25 protein-coding genes are annotated in these 24480 nt (G+C 34.6%); 15 read left to right on the top strand and 10 right to left on the bottom strand.

All coding sequences use genetic code 11. The annotated features are described in order from the left end of the window. Positions 1-26: 26 nt before the first annotated feature. The 6 genes from B3C94_RS17850 to B3C94_RS17825 all read right to left on the bottom strand — a co-directional run bounded on the left by B3C94_RS17850 (position 27) and on the right by B3C94_RS17825 (position 4217). Entirely contained in the window at positions 27-461 is a 435-nt protein-coding gene (locus tag B3C94_RS17850) for a DUF1896 family protein (RefSeq protein WP_293906155.1), read from the bottom strand. 12 nt (positions 462-473) lie between these two features. Next, positions 474-749: a DUF4134 domain-containing protein gene (locus B3C94_RS17845; RefSeq protein ID WP_293906214.1), complete on the bottom strand. Its 276-nt coding sequence runs from the start codon at positions 747-749 to the stop codon at positions 474-476. Between the two features lie 215 nt (positions 750-964). Continuing rightward, positions 965-1975 (bottom strand): hypothetical protein, encoded by a 1011-nt coding sequence (locus B3C94_RS17840; protein ID WP_293906153.1) that lies wholly within the window; start codon positions 1973-1975, stop codon positions 965-967. Between the two features lie 28 nt (positions 1976-2003). Further along, positions 2004-2438 (bottom strand): hypothetical protein, encoded by a 435-nt coding sequence (locus B3C94_RS17835; RefSeq protein ID WP_293906151.1) that lies wholly within the window; start codon positions 2436-2438, stop codon positions 2004-2006. 349 nt (positions 2439-2787) lie between these two features. Then, positions 2788-3627 (bottom strand): RteC domain-containing protein, encoded by an 840-nt coding sequence (locus tag B3C94_RS17830; protein WP_293906149.1) that lies wholly within the window; start codon positions 3625-3627, stop codon positions 2788-2790. Between the two features lie 239 nt (positions 3628-3866). Further along, positions 3867-4217 (bottom strand): helix-turn-helix domain-containing protein, encoded by a 351-nt coding sequence (locus B3C94_RS17825; RefSeq protein WP_293906147.1) that lies wholly within the window; start codon positions 4215-4217, stop codon positions 3867-3869. 369 nt (positions 4218-4586) lie between these two features. Between B3C94_RS17825 and B3C94_RS17820 the strand changes: the two genes are divergently transcribed. The 12 genes from B3C94_RS17820 (at position 4587) to B3C94_RS17765 (ending at position 18730) form a co-directional block, all read left to right on the top strand. Continuing rightward, complete coding sequence (locus B3C94_RS17820) at positions 4587-4814, top strand: hypothetical protein (protein ID WP_293906145.1); 228 nt, start codon at positions 4587-4589, stop codon at positions 4812-4814. A gap of 196 nt (positions 4815-5010) precedes the next feature. Further along, positions 5011-5313, top strand: coding sequence for a hypothetical protein (locus tag B3C94_RS17815; protein ID WP_293906143.1), 303 nt, complete (start codon positions 5011-5013; stop codon positions 5311-5313). Between the two features lie 40 nt (positions 5314-5353). Further along, positions 5354-5611 carry a hypothetical protein gene (locus B3C94_RS17810; protein ID WP_293906141.1) on the top strand — a complete coding sequence of 86 codons (258 nt, stop codon included), beginning with the start codon at positions 5354-5356 and terminating at the stop codon, positions 5609-5611. Between the two features lie 68 nt (positions 5612-5679). Beyond that, positions 5680-6744, top strand: coding sequence for a hypothetical protein (locus B3C94_RS17805; RefSeq protein WP_293906139.1), 1065 nt, complete (start codon positions 5680-5682; stop codon positions 6742-6744). 242 nt (positions 6745-6986) lie between these two features. Beyond that, positions 6987-7730: a hypothetical protein gene (locus tag B3C94_RS17800; RefSeq protein ID WP_293906137.1), complete on the top strand. Its 744-nt coding sequence runs from the start codon at positions 6987-6989 to the stop codon at positions 7728-7730. Between the two features lie 153 nt (positions 7731-7883). Continuing rightward, on the top strand, positions 7884-8957 hold the full coding sequence (gwsS, locus tag B3C94_RS17795; protein ID WP_293906135.1) for a grasp-with-spasm system SPASM domain peptide maturase: 1074 nt from the start codon (positions 7884-7886) through the stop codon (positions 8955-8957). 40 nt (positions 8958-8997) lie between these two features. Next, on the top strand, positions 8998-10026 hold the full coding sequence (locus B3C94_RS17790; protein ID WP_293906133.1) for a hypothetical protein: 1029 nt from the start codon (positions 8998-9000) through the stop codon (positions 10024-10026). A 33-nt stretch (positions 10027-10059) separates the two neighbouring features. Continuing rightward, a complete protein-coding gene (locus B3C94_RS17785) occupies positions 10060-12294 on the top strand; it encodes a peptidase domain-containing ABC transporter (protein ID WP_293906131.1) in 2235 nt (744 codons plus the stop codon). A 5-nt stretch (positions 12295-12299) separates the two neighbouring features. Further along, a complete protein-coding gene (locus tag B3C94_RS17780; RefSeq protein WP_293906129.1) occupies positions 12300-13538 on the top strand; it encodes an HlyD family secretion protein in 1239 nt (412 codons plus the stop codon). Between the two features lie 3 nt (positions 13539-13541). Continuing rightward, on the top strand, positions 13542-14894 hold the full coding sequence (locus B3C94_RS17775) for a TolC family protein (RefSeq protein ID WP_293906127.1): 1353 nt from the start codon (positions 13542-13544) through the stop codon (positions 14892-14894). Positions 14895-15098: 204 nt separating this feature from the next. Continuing rightward, positions 15099-15662 (top strand): hypothetical protein, encoded by a 564-nt coding sequence (locus B3C94_RS17770; RefSeq protein ID WP_293906124.1) that lies wholly within the window; start codon positions 15099-15101, stop codon positions 15660-15662. A gap of 293 nt (positions 15663-15955) precedes the next feature. Then, a complete protein-coding gene (locus B3C94_RS17765; RefSeq protein WP_293906122.1) occupies positions 15956-18730 on the top strand; it encodes a lantibiotic dehydratase in 2775 nt (924 codons plus the stop codon). On the opposite strand, the gene B3C94_RS17760 is transcribed toward B3C94_RS17765, so the two are convergent. Together B3C94_RS17760 and B3C94_RS17755 are read right to left on the bottom strand one after the other, a co-directional pair. Then, a complete protein-coding gene (locus B3C94_RS17760) occupies positions 18724-19452 on the bottom strand; it encodes a LytR/AlgR family response regulator transcription factor (protein WP_293906120.1) in 729 nt (242 codons plus the stop codon). The genes B3C94_RS17765 and B3C94_RS17760 overlap by 7 nt on opposite strands. Continuing rightward, a complete protein-coding gene (locus B3C94_RS17755) occupies positions 19449-20066 on the bottom strand; it encodes a histidine kinase (protein ID WP_293906118.1) in 618 nt (205 codons plus the stop codon). The genes B3C94_RS17760 and B3C94_RS17755 overlap by 4 nt, the downstream gene beginning before the upstream one ends. 526 nt (positions 20067-20592) lie before the next feature. On the opposite strand from B3C94_RS17755, the gene B3C94_RS17750 reads away from it, so the two are divergent. From B3C94_RS17750 to B3C94_RS17740, 3 genes are all read left to right on the top strand, one after another. Then, positions 20593-20742, top strand: coding sequence for a hypothetical protein (locus B3C94_RS17750; RefSeq protein ID WP_293906116.1), 150 nt, complete (start codon positions 20593-20595; stop codon positions 20740-20742). A 330-nt stretch (positions 20743-21072) separates the two neighbouring features. Continuing rightward, positions 21073-21309 carry a hypothetical protein gene (locus B3C94_RS17745; protein ID WP_293906114.1) on the top strand — a complete coding sequence of 79 codons (237 nt, stop codon included), beginning with the start codon at positions 21073-21075 and terminating at the stop codon, positions 21307-21309. A gap of 123 nt (positions 21310-21432) precedes the next feature. After that, positions 21433-21765, top strand: coding sequence for a hypothetical protein (locus B3C94_RS17740; protein ID WP_293906112.1), 333 nt, complete (start codon positions 21433-21435; stop codon positions 21763-21765). A gap of 54 nt (positions 21766-21819) precedes the next feature. Here B3C94_RS17740 and B3C94_RS17735 read toward each other — a convergent pair whose 3' ends face one another. Together B3C94_RS17735 and B3C94_RS17730 are read right to left on the bottom strand one after the other, a co-directional pair. Next, positions 21820-23106 carry a TlpA family protein disulfide reductase gene (locus B3C94_RS17735; protein WP_293906109.1) on the bottom strand — a complete coding sequence of 429 codons (1287 nt, stop codon included), beginning with the start codon at positions 23104-23106 and terminating at the stop codon, positions 21820-21822. Continuing rightward, the gene (locus tag B3C94_RS17730) at positions 23087-24472 is read right to left on the bottom strand and encodes a RagB/SusD family nutrient uptake outer membrane protein (RefSeq protein WP_293906106.1); all 1386 of its coding nucleotides are present in this window, start codon (positions 24470-24472) and stop codon (positions 23087-23089) included. Before B3C94_RS17730 ends, B3C94_RS17735 begins: the two co-directional genes overlap by 20 nt. Positions 24473-24480 lie beyond the last annotated feature (8 nt).

Below are 24480 nucleotides of genomic sequence, written 5' to 3'. Positions count from 1 at the left end.
TTTTCACTAATGCCTGGTCGCCCAGCTTACATTTCTTGTAGGTATTCGGAAATTTTATCTTCTATAGCGCCTCGCAGTAAACTACTATTTTCATTGTCTTCAGTGAAGCCGTATTTTTCAAATACTGGTTGGCAATAATCGATGAGGTTCACTGCCTCATAAGTTAATAGCCCGGCTTCTTTAAGTGTAGAATATTGATCCTCAAAATCTGAAGCCAAAATAGAGGTGAGGTAATTATATTTTGAAGGTCTTAGCTGAGCAGTCATTTCCTCCATACATAGCTCTACAATTGCATAACCTGGTTTATCTTCTTCAAGAAGTTTCAAGGCTGTTGGCATTACTCCGCTTACCTTGTCTTCCAGGTATTGGGTTACATTATAGTCTTCCTGTAGGGTGAACATGAGTTCAGGATTATTGTGGACTATATAAGCCCAAAGTTTTTCTTTTAATTGCTGGTGCATGAGTTTTCTATTTTACAATCCAAAAAAGCTTCGGATTATGGTTACTACTACGACTAGGAATATACAGGAGCCAAACCAGGATGCTGCAACTTTACTGGTGTCCGGGTCGCCGGCGTTCCATTTTTGATATACTTTTACTGCACCGATAAGGGCAAGTAAAGCGCCTACGCCATACATTAATTGAGTACCTCCATCGAAGTAGGAGCGCACCTGGGTATTGGCTGCCTGAATTCCAGCTGAACCATCCTGTCCATAACTGTTTCCTACAGCTAACAGGAGGCATAGCATGATTAATGAAAAGCGGTTTGTTTTTATTCTCTTCCCAACCGCACTTATCGTAAAAACCTTTTTCATTGTATCTATTTTATGATAGGAGGGGGTAATATCTCTCTCTTCACTTGATTTCCATTTCACTTAATACCGCCCTCCGTTTGATGTTTATAAATAAACCGGGGAAGTTCCGTCACACATTTCCCAATCATCTATTCCCCGGTTGGGTCTAATTATTCCCGAACGGATCGGCTAATAGGTTGACCCTTGTAGGTTACTTTAAACTTTATATTAAAATGCTCCGGTAGAACTTCTACATGCATTGGGGCTGCAGCCCAGATTAGCGTTTTTTCAAGTTTGTTTGTATTTGTTGCGTACATACTCACGGATTCATGAAAGTTTTGTGGAAACAAACCTGGTATTACAACTTTACCCTTGATACAGCTTTCAAGTTGGACGTTATCCATTTTTATGGTAGACATCCACCCTCCAATTCTTGTATCTTTCCATGCCTTTACCCGTACTCCAGCGGAACTGTAAAATAGGAATCCAACGCGCCAGCGGTGATAATCTATTCGGACACTTCGCCCATTATCTTTTGGTAATAAATTTCCAGTGTCACTATGGAAGATCTGATCACCTTTATGTCCCCACCAGGGGAAAAGAAAGGAGTTTGGAAAATCGCAAATGGAAACTCCGGGTTGTTTATCTATGATTTGATCGGGATCTAACCATTTTGGAAATGGCATTAAGGTTAAGGAAATACTGTATGTTGCTACTCCTTTCCAATTCCTAAAGTCGGTCTGCCCTTTTAAAATCTGGTCCTTGTACCTAGCCGGAATTGCGTAACCAATTCCTTCTTTAATTCCCGGCACAAATTGATAAATAGTGTCGGCCACCTGTATTCTTCCCTCTTTGTCGAGAATAGTAGCTAATTGAATGTCTGGGATCTCAGCAACACTATCGTTTTGAGCTTTGGTTTTAGAAAGCCATGAGATAAAACCCTTTTGGCTTTTTTCCCAGTTTAATAGCTCATCTTCATGGAGGGAATGAAGAGTTAACATTGTTTGCTCAAATTCCTTCATGGAGTTAAAAGCCTTCCATGGAAGAGAACCTGATAGCTCACCATTTTCATTGATGGGATTTGTTACTTTTTCCGTGGGTAGGGTAACATCCCAGATTTTTTCTTTGCAGGAGCTTGTTACTAATGCTCCTATTGCAATTACCATAGATAAAAATTTCATAATGCTTGAATTTTAGTGTTGTAAAATGTTAGCGGGATAGCTTATCCCACATAGCCTCCAGTTCTCTTTCCTCAAAGACTACCCCGCATTTGATTTCTGCCTGTTGTATTATATAATTAGTAAGGGCATATCGGAAGGCAGGCTTATGTAACCCATTAAAGTTTGCGACATAAGACTCCAGCTGTTGGGCCAGCTCATTTTTGTCAACCTGTTTGCCTGCCTTATCCAATATGAATTCCCTTATTTCATTGACCATATTTTCGAGTAGCTCGATTTCTAAGTCTTCCGATGGTTTTTCTTCAGGAAAGGGATTATATACTTCTATATCATCATCTGACTTATCCTTTGATAGTCTTTTGATTATTCCATCCTGGTAATATTTTATAAAGTACCACACGTAGTAAATAAGGACCAGGAGTATTAATATCGAGAGGTATTGCCCCCATGAAATGTTTTGTAGCATCGCTTTACAATTTTTGGTTTAACATTATTGTTTGTTTCTATTGCAAAGTTGCTTTGAAAATAGAGGCTTGATTTACAGTCTGATGTAATTACAAAAAGCTTAAAAAACGGGAGTTTTTAGAGCGTTAAGGTTGATTAAAGACTAATATTAATTATGAAAAACCTTTAAATTGGTTGATTTCCAGCGATTTGTATTCGAGTTGTATATGTAATCCCATGTAATTACATTCGTGATGTTTTTGTATAAAAAAAAATTGTAAAGCCTTATTTTTATCGTTTTTTTCAAAAAAAAAAGTGCCATTGAATAAGTTATCAATGACACTGTTAAGAATTGTATTGTTGAAAATTTATTACTTGCCTAAATCAGAATCCTCCATTCTTTGACTAAGATCCTCGATTAATTTCTCGGTATAGGGTGTGCGGCTTCCTTTCCGTATTAGTAGATTTTGATAATATCTGGAATATTGACCGATCTCAATATTGAAAAGCTGCTCAAGGCCCATCATAATCTTCTTTAATTCCACTTTACCGTTATTTAAGCTTTTTGCAGAATGCAGTGCGTATCCTAATTCTACCAATTCCATCTTTGTTCCAGTCCAGGTAAGGGCTGTCATGGCACGGGGAATTTCTTTTGATCCCTTCCGTAAGCTTGTCGTTTTCTCACTTATTTCATCCAATACCCTTTGGTAGGCGATGATCCGTGCAAACTCTGTACTTGCAGGTGGAAATAAGGAATCGAATTCCTGTAGGGGATCGAAAGGTATAAAACTATTTATACTGCTACTTCTCAAAAAAAGCATGTTATCCTCCTCACATCGTTCAGTAAGAAAATAGAGTTTGAGCAAGCAATTATTATTAAGTAGCTGTGCATAGTATACGGATAGCTGCTTTAGGTAAGATAACTGAGCCTTTTTATCCCTATTTGAAGGGCAATTAAGTTCCATTCGATACAATTCCAGATAGAACAGTACTTCAGAATGCAATCGTGGCTTTATGAATTTGAAAAACTCTATTTCTTTCTCTGGATTTTTAAATTTGTACTCTGATAAAGCGGCTCTTAATCTTTTAAGAATGCTGCAGGATAATTGGTAACATCTTTTATAATAGTCCAACCCGGAAATGCCATTGAAGTCCAACTCATGAATGTGCTGTTTAAGTTCCTGGTGAAGCTTTTGTGCAATTTCTATCATAACCTTCGATTTGGGTGCTAAATGATTAACAGCTCAAATCTGTAGTTTTGCCTTTTGAAAATCAAGGCTTTAGTATTTCAAATTGGGTGAATCAGGAGATTTTAAGGTTAAAATACTGCACAAAAATGTGAAATAAAAGTGTTTATTAATTTATTTCTTTTAACGAGTTCCAGGATAGTATTTTGATTCAATTTATAGCTATAGAAAATTATCATTCAATTGGCCCAAATAATTAAGTCTTACTTTTTAGGAGTAATGGCATCTTGAATTTTTTCCATGATTGCTGAAATATTATTTGAATCAGAAAAAAAATTATTTAGAGTTGTATTGGTATTGTGATTACCGTTTACTCCATTATGACCGTTAAAATTTTGGCTATTGTTGGTTATAGGGAGCAAATCAGTCCATGGCATTTCAAATACTTCCGCTAAAGCAACAATTCGGGAAAGATGTACATCTGTATGACCATTTTCAAAGCTACTATATGTAGATTTTGCAATGTCCAATTTTGATGCAACATATTCAATCGTAAAACCAAGTTTATTGCGTATTTCCTTAATATGGGATGCTGCTAACTTATTGATATTCATGATAGTTTCTGTTTTTCCGAACAAAGATAAGGTTAAACCGAAATAATTTGTACTAAAAATTTTAGTATATTAGGAATTAAGTTATATTATTGCTCATTATAGTGAAATAAATATTCATCTTCTACACAACATTCGGGACACTATCAACTGAAATGAAGAAACTATTATGAGAAAACTTATTATATCAATATCTCTGCTATTAATTGTAGTTGCGGTTAAAGTGCAATCCTACAATTAATTATTAAATCCAATGCTAATAATTAAAAATAATTTTGATTACTGTAAGTTGGGGTATGCCAATTCATTTTAAACCCACTAACCCAATTTTTTTATGTTTAATTATTCGAATGTATCGGTAAATTTTGCATTATGAATTATTTAAAGTTATTCGTTTTGTGCTTTATTTTCTTGCTTCTCTCAATTACTCTTTTTGCTTACTCAATTCATCTTAAACTTAAAGAAAAGGGGAAACAGCTACATTTAAAAATGGGTGTTTTTCCCGAAATGTCAATTGTTGATATTAATAATTTCGATGAATTAGAGCTGAAAGAGAAAAATCTGGAAGAGATTAAGAAAGATTCTATTATGAATCAATAAGAATAAAGCACCAAATAAATTAAACCCAAAAAGATCTAAAAGGAAGTAATAATATCTTTCACCGCTAACTGTTAAATCAACTATTTCAGTTCTATAATATAGCAAGTAAAAGCCATTTAAAATATTCAGTAGCTACGAATTGAGGTTTATACACCTATTCCGAAAAAAAAATGGGGTACGCTGAACATTATCTCCAATGGCGTTAAGACATGGAGAATTCTTTAAATATACCGTTATGGGTTTAGAAGCTATTGATTCGGGTAAGTTCAAGAAACTCGAATTAAACCAAATGGCCGAAATTCTTGGAGGTGAAGCTACAGGAAAAGGTCAGTTTACCATTAAACATGAAACCGTAAAAAAGGCGACCCAAGGGGGAATTGCAACTTATCAAAGAGACCTTATTCGGTACTACTCGTCCGATGAAATAGGACAAGATGAGTGTTTTTACGGTGTTGAAGACATTTGGACTGATTGGTACTGGACTGGTACTCAAGAATAGGTTTCAATCATTAATTTACTAACTTCAAAAATTAATTAGAATGAATTTACAGACATTAGATCCCCAAAAATTCAAGAAAATCCCTTCAAACCAATTAAACCAAGTTACAGGTGGAGCGATTGAGCCGAGTAAGGGAGCAAGATCACTTTCATACACTAAGGAAGTTTACGATAGCAGAGGCGTAATCATCGGATACAATCATACTTACAGATCATTTGAGAGCGATACTGTTGATCTTGAATCTGGCGAGGTGTGCTATTTTGGTGTTGGATATGAAACTATCTATCAGCCCGTTTAGTTATAATTTAAGAAATATGGTTTGTCAACAAATGTTTTGTTGGCAAACCATTCTCAAAAAAATAATATATGCCAAATTTCATTATATCTATTTTGCTATTGTTACTTACTGTTACTGGATATGGCAATACAACCAAAGATCTAAAATCCTACTATGCTCTGACTAATGAAGCAGAATTATTTATTTGCCATGGACAGAACCAAACGTCATTAGATACCTACAAGAAAGCATTTAAGATAAATACTAATCATTATGCTCTTGATCTTTACAATGCGGCATTGCTCGCTTTGGATTTAGAAGATTTCAAAGCTGCCTATCAATTATCATTTATGCTGGCAGAAAAAGGTATAGGTAATCAATTTTTTGAAAAAAAATCAGAGTTTCATTGTTTGAAGAAATATAACAATAGAAAATGGATGAACCTAATAGCTGTTGCAAAAAATCGACAAAATTATTTCTCAACAAAAAACAAGGGATTAAATGAAAAGCTTTTTGATTTATTTACAAAAGACCAAGAAGCTCACTTCCGGAATTTAAGAAAAGATCCTACGTTGGATGAACAAATGCTAAATTCAATTGATGACTCGATATCAAAAAAGCTATATGATATAATAGTGGAAAATGGGTTATCAAGTGAATTTGACCTGGGAATTCAAACTGAAAATGATACCACAATTCTATCCATGCCACAATTCTACATTATAATCCGGCATAATTTTCAGGGAAAACAAAAATTTGATACGCTATTTAATCAGGTATGCAAACAGTCACTAAGTAAAGGATTACTACATCCCTACATTTATGCCAATATGCGTGACGCAAATCCTGCAAATGGTAATATGTTTTTCGGAACTTCTCACCTTTTTGTAAAATATAAATGTGCCATATATATTCCAGATGAATTTACAGATTCAAAAAAAATTGTACAAATAGATAGCCTAAGAGAGCTATACTGGATGCCAAATGTAGAGCAATCTCTAGTAAAAATTAAATACAAACTAGAAAACCCAAGATCAAGTTTTAGGTTCAAGGAGCATATAAGTTCAATAGGAAGTTTTGGAAATTCCGCTTCAGAAAAGTCATTCCTTGAATCAAGTGTATTGCTTATAAATAACATTAAAGGATGTAAATAAACATAATGGTCTTAATACACTCCAGATTTGCAGATGAAACAGCAAATGAAGTTGTTTCCTGGCTTACCAGTTATGGGATTCCATTCAAAAGAATAAATTTCATCAATGACTTTTTCAATTCAATCTCTGAAAGCGAAAAAGGGATAGACATACTGGGGAACAATGAGAAGAAAATTAGAAGTATATATAGCAGCTTCTATTTAAATGGCGGTACAGTAAAAATAAACTCGCCGTTAACGAAAATGGATAATTTTGGTATGGGGATAAACAAATATTTGTTTGGGGAGAGCAAGTTATTATACGCCCATTTCTACAAAGGTTTCCCAGAGAAAGGCTTCGGGAATTTCCCAATTGATATAAATAAGCTAACGGTACTTAGAATTGCTAAAGAATGTGGATTAATGGTGCCACCAACAGCAATTGTAAACTCAAAACAACAGTTAGAATTCTACTTTTCCAAATGGGAAAGAATTATAACAAAGAGTATTGGGAATGGAGCAGAAATTGAAGCAGGTGAATTTTCCATAAGCGGTCAAAGAACTGAAGAAATAACGCGGTCGGATATGGAGCGCCTATCGAATGATTTTTCTCCTTCATTGATTCAAAAACTTATACCTAAAAATTTTGAAGTACGTGTTTTTTGGTTTGACAATGAAGTTCATTCCGTTGCTATATTTTCACAACGTGATAGGTCGGCAATGATCGATTTTAGGAATGGCGAAAAACTAAGGACAGTTCCGTACAACCTAGATGTTCAATATCAAAAAATACTAAACAGACTGATGCACAATTTAAAACTAAATTATGGTTCTATTGACTTGATCGTAACACCAAATGATGAGATATACTTTTTAGAAGTAAATCCATTTGGTCAATTTGGTTTTTTATCAAAAGCTGGCAATTTTCATATCGAAAAAAAAATTGCCGATTACTTAAACAAAGTTGAAAATTCACATGCACGAGCCGCTAATCAAACATGTTACTAAGGAAGCATTAAAGAAACTACCTATATCGTTTAGTTATTTAACGGCATTTAGTCACAAAAATTCTGAAAAATTAGATCTATATGTTAGGATTGATCTTTTCCAATCTATGAAATGTCTGGTATACAAAAGTCCAAAACCAATTTCTAAAATGATATGAGTTATCCTGAAAACATTCCATTTAAATTATTTGCCAACTGTAAGTTGACAGCGGGAAAAAATTTTAGTACAATTTCTGATCTTGAAAACCAGGGAATTCAGCCAATACCGAATAGTCTTTTGACAGTACTTCAGGAAAATCAGGGAATGTCAATTTCGGAAATTAAAAAGCTATATACCCCTGATGAATCCACAATTTTGGATTCATACTTCAGTTTCCTATTTGAGAACGACTATATCTTCTTTACAACCTCGCCTGAACAATTTCCTGAAATTGAAGAAACTTGGTATGCTCCAGAAGCAATTTTTTCTGCCATTATGGACTTTAGATATGAACCTTCCTACGATGTAATTAAGGTGTTAAATGAATTAAGTGTTCTACAATGCAAACATATACAATTAAGGTTTTTTGAAATTGAAGATTTAACGGCTGTTGAGCACATACTAAAATCGCTGGATGGATCTACTATTATTTCTGTAGATGTTCTAATGCCGCATAAGGATTCAATAATATTTGACAACCTGAGTTACCTTTTTAAATATCCTAGATTATCTGGGATTACAGTTTTCAACGCCGAAAAGGAAGAAACTAAATCAGTTGAAGGTAAAATAGCAACAATTGACTACAGCGTATCCAAAATTAATAATTGTTCAAGCTGCGGAAAAATTGATCAAAGATATTTTACAGCCACCATAAATTTCTATACCGAATCGAAAAATTTCAATACGTGCCTTAACCGGAAAATATCAATTGATGAAAACGGATTGATAAAAAATTGCCCTAGCATGATAGAATCGTACGGGCATGCCAGTAACACAAATTTACATGATGTTATTGTACAAGGTGAATTTCTAAAGTATTGGCATATAAGGAAGCAGGAAATAAAAAAATGTAATGAATGCGCATTTAGAAATGCCTGTTCTGATTGCAGGGCATATTTGGAAGATCCAACAGATATATACTCGGCACCTCTTAAATGTGGATTTAAACCTGAAAGTCAAAATTGGGAGGAATGGTTCAATGACCCAGAAAAAAAACGGGCGATTGCTTATTACAATTTAGAAAATTAACATGAGGTACATATTTTGCATAATTTTGATTTTAACCATAATGCCTTTTGCTATATACGCTAGAGTCGATGTGGTCTCATATCGTAATCATATCAATTTAGCTGAGTTAGCATTGATACAAAATGATTACAAAGCTGCCCATTACCAATATAATAAAGCAACAGAAAACTTCAACAAAATTTCAGCATTAAACTTACATAATGCCCTACATACTTCAATTTCATTGGGCAATATAAAAGCAGCTAAACAATACGCATGGAAATTATCTAATCTGGGCATTAACTCTTTGTACTTTACAAATTCAATCACTTTAGCTAAATGCTTAGCAAAAGAGAAAAAATGGTGGGAACGGTTATTAAATAATTGCAGGAAGCGGTCTGACAATCAAAGATTGGAAAATGCAGCCTATCGAAAAAGATTTAATCAGTTATTAGATATGCATAGGGAATTGATATCTAATAAAACACGCAAAAATTTTAAGGAAAGTCCACTATTAACCGTTCAATACGCTCACCTTATAAACTCATTTACAAGCTTCATAAATGATAATGGTTTTCCGACTGAACAAATTTTGGGAATTGAAACAAAAAATGATACATTAATTAATGAGCATAAAGCTATTTATGACATCCTTAGCAGTTATTACAAAGGATTAATTTATAATAAAGCGCTAGATGAGATATGTTTAAGTGCGGTAAAATGTGGTGAATTGGATAATTACGATTTTGCACAACTTAACGATCAAAACCCCAATTTCTCTGGGAGGATTTATGGAACATCAAACTATTTCTTCATCTACAATTGTTCGGTATACGAAGATAAACCGGCCATAGTAGAGTTTACAAAACCAATTGATGTTAAAGAAAGAATAGATAGCTTCCGCAAATTGATACACCTGGAAAAGCTGGATAATAGCTATTTGAAAATGACCTATTCATTAACGAATAATAATGATAAATTTCTAATCAGGGATCAATTCACGCTTATTTACCCATTTTCTGATAATGAATTACAAGCTACTTTCCTAGCTAATAAAAGATTTCTTACCATTTTGAAGGACTGTAAGTAAATCTACGCCTTATAACTTTTAAAATACCTTAATTTGAAATATACATTCTATAGGCAGCTTGATTTTATGGATTGCGGTGCTACTTGCTTAAAAATTATTGCAAAACAATATGGCAAGGAGCTTACTATAAATTATTTAAGGAAAATCTGTGAAACAGGAAAGCAAGGAGTAAGTTTAAAATCAATCAGTATAGCTGCTGAAAGTATTGGATTAAATTCTCTTGGTGTAAAATGTAATATTGACGCTCTTAGGGAAGCTCCTTTACCCTGCATTTTACATTGGAAAAATGGGCATTTTGTTGTGTTACACAAGGTTTACAAAATTAATGGCAAACTTGACAAAGTGTTGTTTTTGATTGCCGATCCCTCAATCGACGGGTTGATTAAAGTTGATTATTCTACATTCAAAGATATGTGGCATGGTGATGAATTTAATGAAGGGATAGCCTTGTTTTTGGAACCTGGACCGGCTTTTCTTGAAAATAATGAGTCATCTTTAAGTACAAAAGATTCAAAGGAAATTACCTGGACTAAGCTTTTTACCTACTTATCGCAACACAAAAAATATTTTTTCCAGATCATAATCGGCCTTTTTGCTGCAAGCATGTTCCAGTTATTAATACCTTTTCTTACACAAGGAATTGTAGATAAAGGAATCAACGCTAATGACATCAATTTCATTTATATAGCATTGATAGCCCAATTTGTACTTATGATTGGTCGTACAGTTATCGAATTTTCGAGGCAGGGCCTATTGTTATTCATCAGTACCAAGATAAACCTATCATTATTAACTGACTTTTGGTCAAAATTAATGAGGCTTCCTATCTCATACTTTGACATTAAGCAAACGGGTGATATAATTCAAAGAATTGGTGACCAGCACAGAATTGAAAAATTTATGACAGGCAATAGCATTAACATCATGTTCTCACTAATGAACCTGATAGTATATTCATTTGCTATGCTTTTGTATAGTATTCCCATTTTCCTCATATTTCTCACAGGTAGTATCTTATACACGCTATGGATCATGATATTTTTAAAGCAAAGAAGAAAACTAAACTATAAACAATTTTCCCTGGCTGCAAAAGAGAATAGTGCCACCCTTGAAATGGTACAAGGAATGCAAGAAATAAAGTTATCAAATGCAGAGCAGGCTTTTAGATGGAAATGGGAGAATATGCAAAGAGGCTTGTTCGCTATTGGATTCAAAAGCTTATCAATAGGCCAGATGCAAAGCGCTGGCGCATTGTTTTTAAATGAAGGGAAAAATCTTCTTGTTACGGGTATAGTTGCAACTTCAGTTATTAATGGTGATCTAACATTAGGTGCAATGCTTGCAATTCAATATATTCTTGGGGCATTAAATAATCCTGTTCAGCAATTGACAGGATTTATCCAGGAGTTTCAGGATGCAAAAATTTCACTTGAACGATTGAATGAAATACATAAAGAAAAAGACGAAAAGCAAGTCGATCTTCAGAATAACGACTCAAACAAAATTAACATAGAACTTTCAATTGAAAATTTGTCATTCGGGTTTTACTCCTCTGAAGAGGATAGAATAATAAAAAATCTAAACTTGCATATTCCGGCTGGCAAGGTAACAGCTATTGTTGGTGTAAGTGGAAGTGGCAAAACTACTTTGCTGAAAATTCTTCAAAAATTCTATGATGAAAATTATAAAGGCAACATAAAGGTCTCATTTAATAATTCTGAAAATCAAAAAGAACTGCGAAGTATTGTTCCAGGGAATTGGCGATCAATGATCGGAAGTGTGATGCAGGATGGGTTTATCTTCAATGATAGCATCGCAGGTAATATAGCCGTAGGTGACGGTGAACCAGATAATGAACGTCTTAGTTATGCAGCAAAAATGGCAAACATTTTAGACTTTATCGAAAATCTTCCCCTAGGTTTTAATACTAAAATTGGAATGGAAGGATCGGGTATAAGTATGGGGCAGAAACAAAGAATCCTGATTGCAAGAGCAATTTACAAAGATCCCCAATTATTGTTTTTTGATGAGGCGACTAACTCACTTGATGCTAACAATGAAAAGGTGATACTAAATAACTTACAAAGCTTTTTTCAGGGTAGAACAGTTGTGGTTGTTGCACACAGATTAAGTACAGTTAGAAATGCAGACCAAATTGTCGTTTTGAAAAATGGGCATCTTGTTGAAAAAGGAACACACACAAGCCTTAGTGAACGCAAGAATGACTACTATGAATTAGTAAAAAATCAATTAGAACTGGGAAATTAATTAATATGCATCAAATTAAGCCAAGCAAGCTAGCCAGAAATGGCACATGGTTAACGGCCTCAATTATTCTAATTTTTGCCTTTGGATCATGGTTTATCAAATATCCTGATACAGTTAATGCAAAAGCAAGATTAGGAGGGACTGCACATCCAAAGCCACTTATCGCTCCTATTTCCGGAAGAATATCGTCAATTAACTTTCAAAGTGGAGAAGAGGTTAAAGAAGGGGAAATAATTGCAACACTTGAATCATCAGCAAACTATCGGGACGTATTGTTGCTTTCAAAAATTCTGGATAGCCTGAACTTCTATATGGAAAGGAATGACATGCCTCAAATCAAGAAATTCATGCAATATAAATTTCGCGATTTAGGAGAACTTCAACCCTCATTTTCTAGCTTGATGCAAGCCTATATTCCATTTGAAAATTATACACTTGGAAATTATTCCAGTGATAAGAAAAAGTTATTAAGCATGGACCTGATCAATTATAGAGAATCTGAATTAATACTAAAAAAGCAAGAATCAATTAATAAACAGGATTTAGAACTTAGTCAAACATCAATTATAAAGAATAGAAAACTATTGGAAGAAAGGCTTATTTCAGAAGAGGAGTATACAAAACTTGTGAGTTTGGATTTAAACAAAAAATCTTCACACGCCCAACTTCAAACAGGGCATTTGTCAAATAAAGGGCAAGCCAACGGCATTCAAAAAGAGCTACTGGAACTTGAAAACCAAGAAAACAATAATAGGATATTATTTAAAGAGGCTTTAGGGAACATGCAAAGCCAGATATATGAATGGAAAAAAAACTACTTAATTGTTGCAAAAAACGGGGGCAAAATTAATTTTTCAAGTTTCTATCAGCCCGGTCAATATTTAGAACAGGGAGTAATTATCGCATATATAATTCCTCCGATGCAAAATGTCTTTCTTGAAATGAAAATTTCTCAGAATAATTTTGGCAAAGTTTCTTTGGGACAAATGGTAATCCTAAAGTTTGATGCTTACCCATGGCAGCAATTTGGTATTGTTAAAGGGAAAATTGATTATATAAGTGATATACCTGTTGACAGTGGCTACTATTTGGCACGTATTAGTTTACCAAACAGCTTAATCAGTAATTATAGTATAAATCTTGGCTTTAAAGAAGGATTATTGGCAAATGCAGAGATTATTACAAAGGATATGCGGCTACCAGAAAGACTGTATTATGATTTTGTCAAACAGCTTAAAAAATAGATTATGATTAAAACTATTGGTTTTCTAACGATAACTGCTACTTTTTTAATTAACCAAAGTACCTTTTGTCAATCAAAGACCAAATTTACTTTAGCTGATTGTGTAAGATATGCTGTAGAAAACAATATAGAAATGAGTATTGCAAAGATTGATGAAAGGATGGCAAAATTAAACTACCAGTACAGTAAATTTGAGTTATACCCCTCATTATCTCCTACAGCTAACTATGGTACAAATTTTGGCAGATCAATAAATCCAACTACGAATCAATTTGAAAATACACGGTTTTCATCTCTAGGTTTGGGTTTCAATACCAATGTACTTTTATTTGGTTGGTTCCAAAAAAGGAAAAATATCCAATCTACTTATTTATCATCTGAACTTGAAAGCCTAAGAAAAGAAAAAGTTTCAAATGAAGTCGAGCTTACCGTTATTACCGCCTACTTACGTGTATTATTAGCTAAAGAACAAATCAGCAATTCAGAATTGCAGATAGAAATCAGCAAGAATAATCAAAATAAAATTCAAAAGTATTTTGAAGTAGGTAAAAGCAATAGGTTGGAATTAGCACAAGCTTTAAATCAATTATCAGTTGATAGTGCGGATTATTTTCAAGCCGAATTAAACTTTAAGCAATCTGAACTTGAGCTAAAGGCAATCATGAATTTCTCTTTAGAACATGAAATGGAATTAGTAATACCTGAAAATATTGATAATTTAAGTGTTGAAAAATTAGAGCCTTTACTAATTTATGAGATTGCAAAATCTCATTTGCCAGAAATTAAGATTACATCCACCCAAAAGAAAATTGCCGCTAAAAATTTACAAATTTCAAAGGCTCAAACTTTGCCACAATTTTCGATATATGGCTCTACCGGCACTAACTATTCAAGTTCTTATTTTGAGACATTGCCAAATGGTGAAACGGTTACAATGCCTTTTGGAAAGCAGTTTGGCAACAATCTATCTCAATATTTAGGGATAGGTATTTCAGTGCCTGTTTTTAACAACCTGCAATCAAAAAAAAATATAGAACAGAATAAGCTCCAATTTCAAAAACAGATTACCTATGAGTATGAGTCTTCCGAAAAACTTAAACAAGCAGTGTATAAAATATGTATTGAATATAACATAGCCTACCAAAGATACTTGGCAAACAGCAGTAGGAAGAAATACTCGGAAGAAGCATTTTATGCGGCATCAAAGAGATTTGAATCAGGATTGATTAACCATTCGGAATTTTTAATTGAAAAAAACAATTATTTAAAGGCTATAAATGACCATACAGCATCAAAGTATGATCTGTATTTTAAAACAATACAGATTCAGTATTACAATAATTCCCTTAGCTTGTAATTGGTTATATTGTTAATTACGGTAAACAACTTTTGAAAGTTTCGTTATCGTGACATAGAAGAACAGAGGTTTAATTAACTGGTTTTTTGTCAAGCTTCACTTAGAAATATCAAAATGGGAGAAAGGCAAAGGAAAGGAATTACAAAGTTCGTCCCTGATTATTCTTATTGATTCAAAAATTATAGACTTTAAAAATATTTAGATTTGAAAAAATACACTTTTGCGATATTATTACTTCTCATTACTATAACTACTTTTTCACAAAATAGCACGAACAATGGAGAGGCTGGAGAGGAAAACAAATTCGGAATTTATCATTTAAGAAATGACTCTGTTTTGAATTCTTATATAGGTTATTATTTCAAAAATGTTGAATCTGGAACAACTATGTATTTAAGTATAAACGTACAAATTATAGATTCAAATTCGAGTGGTATTATTCAGTATGTCATGCCTGCGAATATTGAGTTTGTTGACAATAATTTTGAATTGGATAGGATACCAACATTAGTTAAACTTTCTAGTCAAAAATCTAAAGAAATAGACTTTTATAGAGTAGATCCTATAATAAAAAGTAAACTCGATAAAGTAGCTCCCAATAAAGTTTTTAAGAAATATTTGTACAGGAAAACAAATATTGTAAGAAGAGAAATTCATCCGAAATTAAAACTCGCACTAATTCATAAATGGAATTCAATGGGAATACTTGTTTTTCGAAATGATTTATCAGGGGATTTAGAATTATCTAATAAACCGTTTGAATGGTAATAACCCGTTGCCAAAAGCTGGTTTTGAAATCGGGTTTATAGATAAGATTAAGAAGTTATTAGCTTGTTACTTGACTAAGGCCTTAAACTATAAGAGTTTGGATTAATGAGTAAATGAAAAACCTGGCGGAAGCATTCTTGCTTCTGCTTTTTTTATTTAAACACCTGTAAGCCATTTTACAAGTGGTTCAGCTATTTAAAATGGCTATTCATACTCTATAAACCCTAATTCAGGTTTTTACCTCCAATTGAGTTCTCGTAAAACGTAGATTAGGCACTTATTAGTCTACAAGTATGAAAACATATAACCAAATTATTGTAAGGATGCCAAAATTCCCTTTTTCAGCTTCTTTAAATGAGAACTGGAAAGAATTAAAAAAGTCCATTAAAATTTCCTCTATGGATTTTTTTGAATTGATAAGGGGGGTCGAAGAGGAAGACATTTCCTGTCAACCTGAAAAGATACAATCATCAATTTTAAAATATCTTAACCGTTCCAAATATAGATGTGTACCATTTGGTACTTTCTCTTCTGTAGGGATGGCTTCCATTTGTAAAGACGTAAATACGGAGTTAGTCATTAAAAGGTGGACTGTCCATAAATTAGCCGATTGGAAAGAAATTCAAAATATTCAATACTCATTTAGCGATATACTTAATGGGGATTTTAAGCTTTTTACAAATAGTACTTATTATTCAGTTGGCAATCAGATCCGATATGTAAGAAGGATCGGCGAACGGTTTGAATTAGCTGAAATTGAAAGGGATCTTACCATTTGCAATCTTTTAATAAGTTGCCGAAGGCCAATAAAAATCAGTGAAGTATTGAATCTCTTTACTACTGATTGTTCAAAAGAATCCATATTTCAATTGTTGGAAGATTTGATTCTTTGTGGACTGATCATAACAGAACTTGATCCAAATCTGATCGGTAGGGATTATTTTCAAAGGATAGGATATAAGCAAAGTGCGAACGCTGGAGTTTATCATATCTTTCAACACACCTTTGATAATGAAAGTATTGAACAAAAATATACAAAAAATATCCCGGCTTTAATTGAGCTACTCACAGACATTTTACCCGAACCAGAGGATAGTGAAGATATTATTGATTTCAGGCAGCGGTTTTCCAAACGCTTTGATCGGAGTGATGTGCCCCTTATGATAGCATTAGATCCAGAACTTGGGGTTGGCTACGGGAAGTTGCATAATAAAGATAGTTCCGATAATTTACTTGCCAGAGTGATTCAAGAAAAAACCAACCAACAGAAAGATAAAACATCCTTCCTTAATAAGTATGGACATTTTCGAATAGGTGAAACAATTTACATAGAATTCTCTCAAAAGGAAGATAAAGCAACGATACGAAAGAAGGCCCTTCCGAATTCCTGCTCTCTGATCGGAAGTATAGTTGATGACCATTTAATTGTTGAAAGAATTGGAGGACATTCTTTTACGCAACTTGCTGGCCGATTTACTGCATTAAATAATGATATCCTGGAAACCTGCAAGAGCATTACTGAAATAGAACAAAATGCCAATTCTGATGTTATCTTTTTTGATATTGCATATAATGCTGAAGTTGCCGTTGATAACGTCAATAGGAGGCAAAAGGTCTATGACTATGAGCTTAATCTGATAAACTATACTGAATCAGAAGATCCTGTAACGCTTGATGACCTGTATATATCTGTATCGGGTAAAGAAATTGTACTGCGATCAAAAAAAATTGCTAAGCGGATGATACCCAGAATGTCATCAGCCTATAATTACCGAAGATCAGATCTGCCGGTATTTCGATTTTTATATGACCTCTCTTATTATGGTATCTGGCCGGATTTAGGCTTTGATGCATTAACCTTATTTCCTGGAAAGGAATACTATCCAAGGTTCCAGTTTAGAAATATCATACTTTCCCTGGCTAAGATTAAAATTACGAGGGAGGTTATTGAAGGAGGATCTCAACAAGACAAAATAAGTTGTCTGAAAAGTTTAATCAACCATTTTCAATTAGGGGAAAGGGTTAAAATTCTAAGCGGAGAGGAACCTTTAGTTATCGATTGCTCCCGTAAAATGGAAATTGAATTGCTACTGGTAGAAATACATAAGAAAGGAAGCCTATATATTGAGGAGTTTCCTTTACCAAAACAACCTCTTATCATTGATAAGCAGGGACAAGGATATTTAAACCAGGTTATTATCCCCCTTGTACATCAACAGGAAGTATATTATGGTAGTGGAAGCATAACAAATATCGATTCCTCAAAGAGACGGGCATTTTTACCAGGAAAGGACTGGTTATCACTTGAAATTTATGGTCACCCTGCAGGAGCCGATGATATTTTGACGGGACCTTTAAGCCGAGTGCTGGATCAATTCAAAGAGCAGATCAAATGCTGGTTTTTCATCCGTTATAACGAAAATGGTGATCATCTGAGGTTCAGATTGCAGCTCAAACACCGAAAATACAGAGAAGAAGTTATGGATATGGTACACTGCCAGCTGGAACCATTATATAACAGAGGGTTGGTCAGTGATCTCAGTTTAAGAACCTATAATCGGGAAATGGAACGATATGATATTGCAGGAATTGAAAAGGTTGAACAACACTTCAAAATTGACAGTGTATTCGTACTTGATATTATTGACAATGATATTGATGAAGACCTCCGCTATATTCATTGTCTGCAGTTATTTCTGGCCGTAAAGAAAGCGGACGTCATAGGAGAAGAACGTTTTAACAGCTGGATGGAAAACATTCGGAACCATTTAAGCGAAGAACATGAAATGGATAGAGAAAAATTCAAACGTGTAAACCAGCATTATAAAGAAAAGGATATCTATAGCGTGGTACAACATACGGATATGATGCCAGGGACAGACAAAATGGTTATATCAATAATCGAACTTATTAAGGCCTGTCCACCAGAACGGCAAGCTCCCTTCTTTACTGATCTGATGCATATGCACATAAACAGGTTATTTACTGATCAGCAGCGCGCACACGAAATGCTTATTTATAACCTTTTAATCGCTGTTTTAAAGCAATCAAAATACCGGTATCAGTAGAGCATACCGGTATTTTTTATTTGCCAAATAAATTTGTCCCGGTATGTACTGCCAAAAGACAACACTATATCATTTTCCAGGATAACATCATGAGCATCATATTGTTCTACTTTTGCCATATTGACAATATTAGATCTGCTGATGCGCATAAAATGGGGGGCAGGTAATAATGATTCAATCTCTTTGAGGGTGAGCTTACTGATATGAAACTTACTTTTTGAAATATGGAAGAGGGAGAAGTTTCTTACTGCTTCAATATAAATCAGCTCATCTGTTTTTATCCTCGTTTTTACTTCCCGTCCTTCGCCTGGGATGTAATAATAGGGTAGCGGTGGCGTAAGCAACATCGCTTTTTGTTCTCTGTAAATTTTCCGGCCCTTTTCTACTGCACTAATGAATTTATCATATGATATAGGTTTGGTAAGATATCCCTGGGCACCTAATTCAAACGCTGCTGGCCCATGACTCGGATCTCCGCTGATAAGGATAACAATGGCATTCTGGCTTAGTTTGGGTAATATATCAAGTCCGGAACTTCCCTTCAGTGCAACATCCAGGAATATAATATCTGCAGTCAGACTATTTCCACTTAAGTCTTCCATCAGTTCGCCGGGATCAGTAAATCCTCCACAGAACTGAAGGCTTTTGCTCTGTTCAATATACTTTCTTAATAATCTTATGATGTATGCATCATCATCTATAACCATACAGTTCAGTATCATAATTCAATTTCTAGGGTTAGAGAATAGGAGGACTGATTATCTATTACATGAAGATCATGCTTTGAGATGTAGTAGGCATTTAACCTGCTTTTGAGGTTATCCATTCCGAAATGATGGGTTGATCTGGCACTTTGCCCGGCTTTTTTATTCCAGGTTTTAAGAACCAGTATTCCATTGTAAATAACAATTTCTATGCGTGCTGGTTGCTGCTTGTCGGAAAGGTCTCCATATTTTAAAAGGTTAAGGACCGGTTCGAGTAATAGGAAAGGATATATCTTATGTGCTTCCAATTCACCCACATTACTGGTAAAGTCCAAATAGCAGTTGCCCTCCTTGATTAATTTATGTAGCTGTAAATAAGACTTCACTGTCCCAACTTCAGAAAGAAGTGGAACCGTTCCATCCAATTTAGATTTCATAAAAGCATCTGTTGTTATATCAGCCAGGATCTCCAGTATCTGCGCATCTTTAGGCGATTTTTCAATCAGATGCTCATGCACTAATCCAAGTACATTGTTTACAAGATGCGGATTCAACTGGGCACGCAAAAGATCATTTTCTAACCGAAGGTTTCGCTCTCTTTCTTTATTTCGCTCCTTTTCGATCTTTAACATGTATTTATTATGCCAGAGCACATAGGCAAAACCCAGGATTAGCAGTGCACGATATAAAACTAGGCTTAATACTTCAGGAGAGAAAGATTTTGTTATAGGTAAGCCTTTGCAAAACTGCACGAAAGCGCTGTAAGGCATAATCATTAACCAGTAAAGGATTATTGCAGAAAATGAAACAGCTACTCTTATATATTTTTGTGAAACTTTCCGGTATATAAAGGGCAGGTATACATACGAGGAAAAGTAGAAAAAGGAAATATCATATATGTAGTACAGCGTAAGTATGAGGACGTCAACTTTCTGCTTTCCAATCAGGTATTTTGAACTTTCTATTGTAATAAAAATAAAAATTATGGCAATATGAGCTAAAATGGGGCTATATTTCTTAATCATAATGGTTCAATTTTAGGTGCTCACCGTCGCTAAAATGCAGTTCAACTATCTTAAAAGGGTGGTTCGTCAACTTATCTAAATTGCAGTGTAGTAGGGTTGTACATTTGTTCTACAAACCTTAATTAAAAACACAATGAAAAATCAAAACGAACAATCTCGTATTAGTGTAAAAACTGCTTTTACATTTAAAAAGGAAGGACGTAAACAGGGAGCTAAAAGTACAGATCATCCTACGCTTGGTGGTACAACCAATACGTCCTATATTTTTAATTGCAAAAAATAATTAACCTGATCTGGAGCCGGTTAATGGCCGGCTTCTTATCAAAATTCAAAATCTCATGTTGTCATTTTGGAACTAGGTCAGCATGCATAATAATAAATTTAAGTTCTATCCCAATTCCCCAAATTGGATCAGGACTCAAGCATAAATCTGATGCCGGATTATTACTTCCGGAGCAGAAAGGAAATAAGGGTTTAACTGGCGTTTATTCAAGGCTTGCTTTGACCATTAAAGTTAGATGAATTTTTAGTGATTAGCATTTCGTTAACTTTGTAATAACAATAGTGAGAAATAATATACATATTGAGGTAATCCTAAATTAATTATGTGTTCATGCTAAAAAGAAAGCCATTTCAAAGTAGTAAAAATGAGGATGATCCATCAGGATTGCAAGTTATTGCTATTTCAGTTGTCTTACTCGGTGTTTTAATCGCTATTATGGTATTTCTTAAGCCGGACAATATGAGCTGTGAAGAGTTCAGGAAAATGGAATCAATAGATCCCCGATTTCCAAATGCAGTGGCCAGTCCCATAATCATTAACCCTTGTGATAGCATAAACAATAAGTAAACAAACAGGCAAAGCCGAAAACCTGTAGAAAAAAGTAGGCAGCATTTCTTACCCGAAAACCCAGTTTCCTAATTACTGGCCGGAGCCTTTCATTTATTATTTAACTCCAAAAAATTTAAAATTATGAAACGTATCGTATTATCAGCCGCCGCTTTAATGCTGGCCTCCGCATTCTCTTTTGCAGGTACTCCTGAAACCAAAGCAAAACCAGAAGTAAACACAAATTCTGCAGGTACCCTGCACTGGTACAAAATGTCTGGTTCAACACCTGTGTTCCAAAATACTGGAACTCAAAGTGACGAACAAGCTTTGACCGGTTGTGATGGTGCGCCAACAAAACCGGAATGCGAAAGAGGTTATCGTGATGATCAGCTAAATTCACCAGGAAATCCTTCAGCTGGTATTAAACCAGCTCAGGTTGCCAGTCCGGATACAAGAATTTACGATAGAAATTAAACTCCGGTTAATTTGGTTTTAGGGAAGCAATACTAAAATTGCTTCCCTAAATTTTTACTGTTGGTACAATACAACTACATCCAATGGCCTTTTTGTAAACTCTATTTCAAGACCCACTTCTTTCAGTTTTTTGTTTACAGCACCTAAGTTTTCAAGGCTTAAGTCCTGGGGTATGATGAAATTTACAACTGTTTCTATATCAATTCCAGTTTCATCAATCATTTCATATGGAGGGACTATGTGTACTTTAGAAATAAGTTCTGTAGCCCAAACCCATGTAGCATCTTTAATTGCCAAAATGTTAGTATTGTCATTTATTCCTAATCCTTTGGTAATATGTTTTTTTTCTGAAGTTAGTTTAGATAGCGCAATACCTTTTATTCTTTTTAAAACATAAACATCTTGCATCCTGTTCTCCACTTTACTGGTCAAGCCCAGGTTTAAATCCAATTGCCTTCGCATTAAATTAAATACAGCCGTATCTGGTCTTGGAGCGCCAAAAATCATTTCATAGGAGTATTCAGCAGTGTCAGTTTTTTCCTTAATTGGATCATCAAAAACTATACGTCTGAAAGATTTATTTTTAAAATTATTGTCATAAGCATTTTGATACAAAGTCCTTATATTATTTCCCGTAATTTTTACTCGTTCGACTAGATTTCTATTTTTATCATTACGTGATATAGTAATTACAGTGTGTGTACGATATTCTCCTTGTTTCCATAAGAAACTGTAAAATGCAAAGTCTTCATTTATGTATGGATACAAAGTATTTAATAGTGGGCCTTTATTCGTTTTGGTATCGATTTCCTTTTTGTTTTCGGCTTTTAATTGTCCGGTTGCTAAGTACTCCTCAATTTTGGCTTCAGAAAATGTTTTGCTATCTGTAATATTTAATATTGTTTTCCCATCTTTAATCCAAATATAAGTTGGCAGATACACGTAGTTGATTTTCGACAAAAGCTTAGATTCCCCGGTGATCATGGGGAGTGTTGTGTTCTTTACAATATCAGCATGTGTTTTCAGTTTTTCTATTGCCTCCCAGCTATCGTCACTTAGGAGGATCACCTTTATTTTGTCTTTATATTTTTCCTGTAATTGCTCCATTTTAGGCATACCAAGTATGCAACCACCGCAGGTAACATCCCATACATCAATAATGATGAGTTTATCTTTAAAGTCATCGAGGTTTATGGAAGAAGATGAATAATTGCGAATCGGAAATATTGTACCGGGAAGTGTATCCCCCGGCCCCAGTTTATTATTTGTTTGAGCATAAAGAATATTTGCACTTAATATCATTAAAGCCAATATTATAGTTTTAATCATTGTAGCCTTCATTTTGAGTCATTTTAGTATTTCGGATTATTTCATAATTGGGTATTGGAAATAACTCTTTGTAAGCATTCCACTCAGTTTTGACAGAGGACAGAATCACAGCAGCTTTATCCCATCGTTTTAAATCAAGCCAGCGGTGTCCCCACTCAGCAAAAAATTCATGAGATCGTTCCTGCATTAATGTTTCTTCGTATTGGTTTGCGGGTAAATCCAAAGGCAGATCAGTCAGTCCGGCTCTTTTACGGATCACATTAAGATCGGTAATCGCGTTTTCATAATTGTTTAATCTGAAATTGGATTCAGAGCGGATCAAATAAGCCTCAGCCAGTCGCAGAGCAATATTGAATTCCGTTTTAACCGCATTTGATCTAATCTTATATTTTGCCGGGAAATAATAGTTTACAGAACCGGAGGTTCTTTTTGTTACCCACTGTGTTTGCCTTTGGTCCGTGCTTTCAAAGGTTTTCATCCAATTTGCAAACAGACTAATCGTTGGACTTGCAGTCGAACTGGAGGGCAGAAAAGTAAATCCCTCAGCAGTATTAAAGTTAGGTCCTAGAGGTCTGAATTGAAGAATTGTCTCTTTACTTCCCGCAAGGAATACTTTTGTTAAGTCCTGTTCAAGACTATACTTGCCGGATTGAATTACTTCGTCGGCTTTTGCAAAGGCATTTCGATAGTCCTTTTGATAGAGGTAGGCCCTTGAAAGTAGTAATTTAACAGCATAGAGATCTGGCCTGGATTTTTCGACATCCGTACTTTGGTCTTTTAACTGAATCTCAGCCTGTAAAAGATCAGAGATCAGTTGCTTATATATATCAAGCTTGTTTGTTCGTGTTGCTATCCTGTTAACCTCCTGGTCGGTACTAAGTATTAAGGGGACATCTCCCCATAGGTTAACCAGGTAAAAATAGCACAGTGAACGCATAAAAAACATCTCGCCGGTATAGCGCAGTTTATTGTTATCTGAAATACGGGCTTCAGGCAGATTTTCTAAAATGAGATTGGCCTGATAGATGTAGTTATACGCAAAGCGGTATAAATTATTGGAAACAATGGAATTTGCACTGGTAAGACTGCTGGATTTAAAAGGATCGTAGTTCGAATTTGCTGATGTATTATATAACTCATCTGCATAGAGCCCTCCATATAATGATAAACCGCCATTGAGAAAATAATTGTTTGTAACCATCACCTGACTATAAAGACCAACAACTGCCGCCTGAGCTGAACTTTCAGAATTGAATACAGTTGATGAAGATACTTCTCCGACGGGTGTTTCTACTTCCAGGAATTTAGAGCAGGAGCTTGCCTGTAAGATAACTGTTGTTACCAGACAGCAGTAAATATATTTATTAAACTTTTTCATAATGGTAG

This window comes from Sphingobacterium sp. UBA5670, assembly GCF_002420705.1.
Lineage (GTDB): Bacteria > Bacteroidota > Bacteroidia > Sphingobacteriales > Sphingobacteriaceae > Sphingobacterium.
Note: the sequence above shows the minus strand (reverse complement) of the source record. Positions and strands in the feature narration are given on the sequence as shown.